Here is a 4276-nt window from a genome sequence, read left to right as displayed (position 1 = left end):
AAAAAAATATTATGGAGCAGAGAGATGACAAAATATAAAATTTTAGATATTTTATTAAAAAATAAAGGAAAATTTATTTCTGGAGAAAAGTTAAGTGAGCAATTAGGAGTATCAAGGACAGCTATTTGGAAGGGGATACAAAGTTTAAAGGAAAAAGGATATAATATAGAGGGGATAAATAATAAAGGATATATATTATTAGAAGAAAATATCATTTCAAATATTGAAATAAAAAAAATAATAAAATGCAAAGAGATAGGAAATAGAATAATTTATTTTGAAAAAATAGATTCAACAAATACATATCTAAAAAAAGAATATAAAAAATTAGAGCATGGCTGTGTTGTAATTTCAGAAGAGCAAATTAAGGGTAGAACAAAAAATGAAAAAAATTTCTATTCGCCAAAAGAGAAGGGAATATATATGAGTATCTTATTAAAAAAAGATATATTTTTAGATTCTATAAAATTATTAACTTTAACAACTTTTTTAAGTATTATAAAAGGGATAGAAAAAACAACAGGATTATTACTGGAAACAAATTGGAATGGTATATATATAAATGATAAAAAAGTTGCTGGAGTTTTGGTTGAACATGGACAAGATGATAATTATATTATTGTGGGGATAGGAATAAACGTAAATAATCAAAATTTTCCAAAAGAATTAAAGGATAAGGTAACTTCTTTAAGGATAGAAAAATCGCAAGAGATAAATAGGCAATTTTTAATTTGTAATATTTTAGAAGAATTTGAAAATTTAATTTGTAAAAAAAGATATATTTTTAATAGGGAAAAAAATATTGAGGAATATTATAAATTTTTTAAAATTTTAAATAAAAATATAGTACTCACTAATAATCAAAGAAAGATAGTTGGAAAAGTATTAGGAGTAAATGAAAATGGTGGAATAATTTTACTAAAAGAAGATAATAAAAGAGAGATATTTTATGATGGAGAGATAAAACGCCTATAAAGTTTCACATATGAAATAATAAAAAGAAATTCTCCTTGATATATTTTGTTTATTATCCTAAAATATTAGGAACGAAAATAGAAGGGGGAAAGAGATGATAAAAAAGAAGGGATTGATGTATGCGGTTTTAGCATCAGTTTTATGGGCAATAGTAAACCCAGTTATTAAAGCTGGACTTAGCTATGATATGAGCCCAATGAATTTTGCAGGATTAAGATTCACATCAGTAGGTATAATATTATTTATTTATACTTGGCACAAGGGAATGTGGGAAGAAATAAAAGCAAATAAAAAATTATTTACACTTTTAATAACAGTAAATATCTTTCTAGGATACGCAGTATTTTATCTAGGAGTTGACTTGGTAGATGGAGCTATTTCATCAATAATAATGGGAACTACACCTTTTGTTAATATTATTTTAAGTCATATTTTAACAAAAAATGATAAATTAAATAAGCATAAAATAATAAGTATATTGATAAGTTTAGTTGGATTACTTCTTATAGTAGGAGTAAAAGGAACAGGATATTCTATCAATGGAATGGGATTTGTAGGAATATTATTTTTATACTTAAATATTATTTTCCAAGGATATTCTGCTATTAAAGTAGCTGAATACAAAGCAAATATAGACCCAATATTTTTAAATGCAGTACAAATGTTTTTTGGAGGATTATTACTATATTTATCAGGTGTAGGAATAGAAGGATATAAAAACTTTATAGGAAAACCATTTGGATTCTATTTGAGTTTAGGAGTTTTAGTATTTGTTTCAGTATTTGCATTTAGTTTTTGGTTTATGGCTTTACAAGATAAAAATACTAAAGTTTCAGAAGTTAATATGTGTAGATTGATAAATCCTATTTTAGGAGCTATACTGAGCTGGATTATGTTACCAGATGAAAAACCAACTTTTAATACAATAGCTGGAATGATAATAATTGTATTTTCTCTAATTTTTTATTTCAGAGGAAAAGAATATTTTGAGAAAAAAGAAAAATAAAAAAGAATAAAAAATTTTTATGAGAGGAAGTTTTAAATTTTCTCTCATTTTTTTTATAAAAAGAAGAGGTTGACAAAGTCTTAGAAATGAGATATTATTTTAATATAATACTGTATACAATATTCTTGAGAAAGAAAATTAAGGAGGAAAAATGGTAGGAATTTGTGGAAATGAAAAAGATTCAGATGTTTTAGTAACAGTTGATTTAGATTATCAAGGAATAGAAATTAATATAGAGTCAAAATTAAAAAAGATGTTTGGTAAACTGATGGAAAAAGCAGTTAGAGAAGTTTTAGAAGATATGGAAGTAAAAAATGCAAAGGTATTGGTTCAAGATTTTGGAGCATTAGATTTTGTAATAAGAGGAAGAGTTAGAACAGCAGTAAGAAGAGCTATGAATGGAGGAGATAAATAATGTCTATAAGAAGATCAAGAAGAACAATGATGTTTGCTCCAGCAAATAATCCAAAAATGTTAACAACAGCTCATTTATATGGTCCAGATTGTGTTATATTTGACTTAGAAGATGCTGTAAAATATTCAGAAAAAGATGCAGCTAGAGATTTATTAGCAGAAGCATTAAAAGTTATGGATTATGGAGATACAGAAATATTTGCAAGAATAAATCCACTTTATACAGAGTTTGGAAAGGATGATGTAAAAGTTTTAGTTCCAGCAGGACTTAGAAATATGAGACTTGCTATGACAGAAACTCCAGAGCAAATAAAAGAATTAGATGAATTATTAACAGAAATAGAAAAAGAAAATGGAATTGAAATAGGTTCTTGTAAAATACAAGCATCAATTGAAACTCCAAAAGCTGTAATGAATGTTATGAATATAGTAACAGCTTCTCCAAGAATAGTTAGTGTTTCTTTTGGAGCTGAAGATTATACAAGATCATTAGGGGCTTCTAGAACAAAAGAAGGAACAGAATTATTTTTAGCAAGAAATATGGTATCAATGGCAGCTTCAGTAGCAGGAATAGATGCAATAGATACAGTATGGTCAGATATTTCTGATGTGGAAGGATTTAAAAATGAGATTAGATCTTCAATGAATTTAGGATTTGCAGGAAAATCTTGCATTCACCCATCACAAATAAAAATAGTTCATGATGTTTTCACTCCAGCTAAAGAAGAAATTGAAAAATCTCTAAGAATAGTAGAAGCAGCTGAAGCAGCTGATATAAGTAAAGGTGGAGTAATAACAGTTGATGGTAAAATGGTTGATATACCTGTAATTTCTAAGGCTGAAAGAGTAGTAAGACTTGCTAAAGCAGCTGGAGTTATCAAATAGAGGGGAGATAAAAAATGGAAATAAAAACATTAGTAAATAAAGTAAATAGAGAAATTCCAAGTTATATAGAAGGTTATGGAGAGGTTAAGCCATATGCTGGTCCATTTGCAACAGCTCCAGAAGGGAAAAAATATGCTCCAAATAAAACTTGTTCAAAGCCAGGAGATAGTAAATTAGTTTCTTCAATAAGAGAAGTTTTAGAAAAATGTGAAATAAAAGATGGAATGACAATATCTTTCCACCACCATTTAAGAAATGGGGACTATGTTTTAAATATGGTTATGGATGAAATTGCAAAAATGGGAATAAAAAATCTTAACTTAGTTGCTTCATCTTTAACAAAAGCTCATGAACCATTAATAGAGCATATAAAAAATGGAGTAGTAACAGGAATAAATACTTCTGGATTAAGAGGAGAGATTGCAAAAGAAATTTCTAAAAATAATATACTAGGTAAGCCAGTAGTTTTTAGAACTCATGGTGGAAGAGGAAGAGCAATCGAAGCAGGAGAATTAAAAATAGATATCGCTTTCATAGCAGCTCCAGCTTGTGACCCTATGGGAAATATGAATGGTTGTGAAGGAAAATCAGCTTTTGGTGCAATGGGATATCCAATGGTAGATGCAGAATATGCAGATAAAGTTGTAGCTATAACAGATAACTTAGTAGAATTCCCATTAAAGAAAATATCAATTCCAATGATATATACAGACTATGTAGTTGTAGTAGATTCAATAGGAGATCCTGAGCAAATAGCAACAGGAGCTACAAGAATTACAAAAAATCCACAAGAGTTATTAATAGCAGAAAATGCTGCAAAAGTATTAATAGCAAGTGGAGCTATAAAAAATGGATTTTCATTCCAAGCTGGTTCAGGAGGATCATCATTAGCAGTTTGTAGATACTTAAAAGATTATATGAAAGAAAATGAAATAAAAGGATCTTTTGTATCAGGAGGAGCAACAGGATATTTAGTAGAATTATTAGAAGAGGGAT

General features: G+C 27.9%; 5 protein-coding genes. All 5 read left to right on the top strand.

What is annotated here, in order from left to right:
• The coding region (locus Q1J48_RS04800; RefSeq protein WP_300330651.1) for a biotin--[acetyl-CoA-carboxylase] ligase at positions 1–975 on the top strand (975 nt) is incomplete at its 5' end.
• Between the two features lie 94 nt (positions 976–1069).
• Positions 1070–1981, top strand: coding sequence for a DMT family transporter (locus Q1J48_RS04795; protein ID WP_300330648.1), 912 nt, complete (start codon positions 1070–1072; stop codon positions 1979–1981).
• 151 nt (positions 1982–2132) lie between these two features.
• On the top strand, positions 2133–2396 hold the full coding sequence (gene citD / locus Q1J48_RS04790; RefSeq protein ID WP_300361611.1) for a citrate lyase acyl carrier protein: 264 nt from the start codon (positions 2133–2135) through the stop codon (positions 2394–2396).
• Positions 2396–3280, top strand: a complete 885-nt coding sequence (locus Q1J48_RS04785; RefSeq protein ID WP_300330623.1) for an HpcH/HpaI aldolase/citrate lyase family protein — start codon at positions 2396–2398, stop codon at positions 3278–3280. Before citD ends, Q1J48_RS04785 begins: the two co-directional genes overlap by 1 nt.
• Positions 3281–3294: 14 nt before the next feature.
• Positions 3295–4276, top strand: a 982-nt coding sequence (locus Q1J48_RS04780; RefSeq protein ID WP_300361608.1) for a citrate lyase subunit alpha, incomplete at its 3' end; no start/stop codon positions are given.

This window comes from Fusobacterium sp. (assembly GCF_029258315.1).
Classification (GTDB): Bacteria; Fusobacteriota; Fusobacteriia; order Fusobacteriales; family Fusobacteriaceae; genus Fusobacterium_B.
The sequence above is the reverse complement of the archived record's forward strand: the minus strand, read 5'-3'. Positions and strand labels throughout refer to the sequence as shown.

Excerpts from the sequence above, each read along its gene's own strand:
- Q1J48_RS04795 (WP_300330648.1), top strand. The coding sequence starts at position 1,070 with ATGATAAAAAAGAAGGGATTGATGTATGCGGTTTTAGCATCAGTTTTA.
- citD (WP_300361611.1), top strand. The coding sequence starts at position 2,133 with ATGGTAGGAATTTGTGGAAATGAAAAAGATTCAGATGTTTTAGTAACA.
- Q1J48_RS04785 (WP_300330623.1), top strand. The coding sequence starts at position 2,396 with ATGTCTATAAGAAGATCAAGAAGAACAATGATGTTTGCTCCAGCAAAT.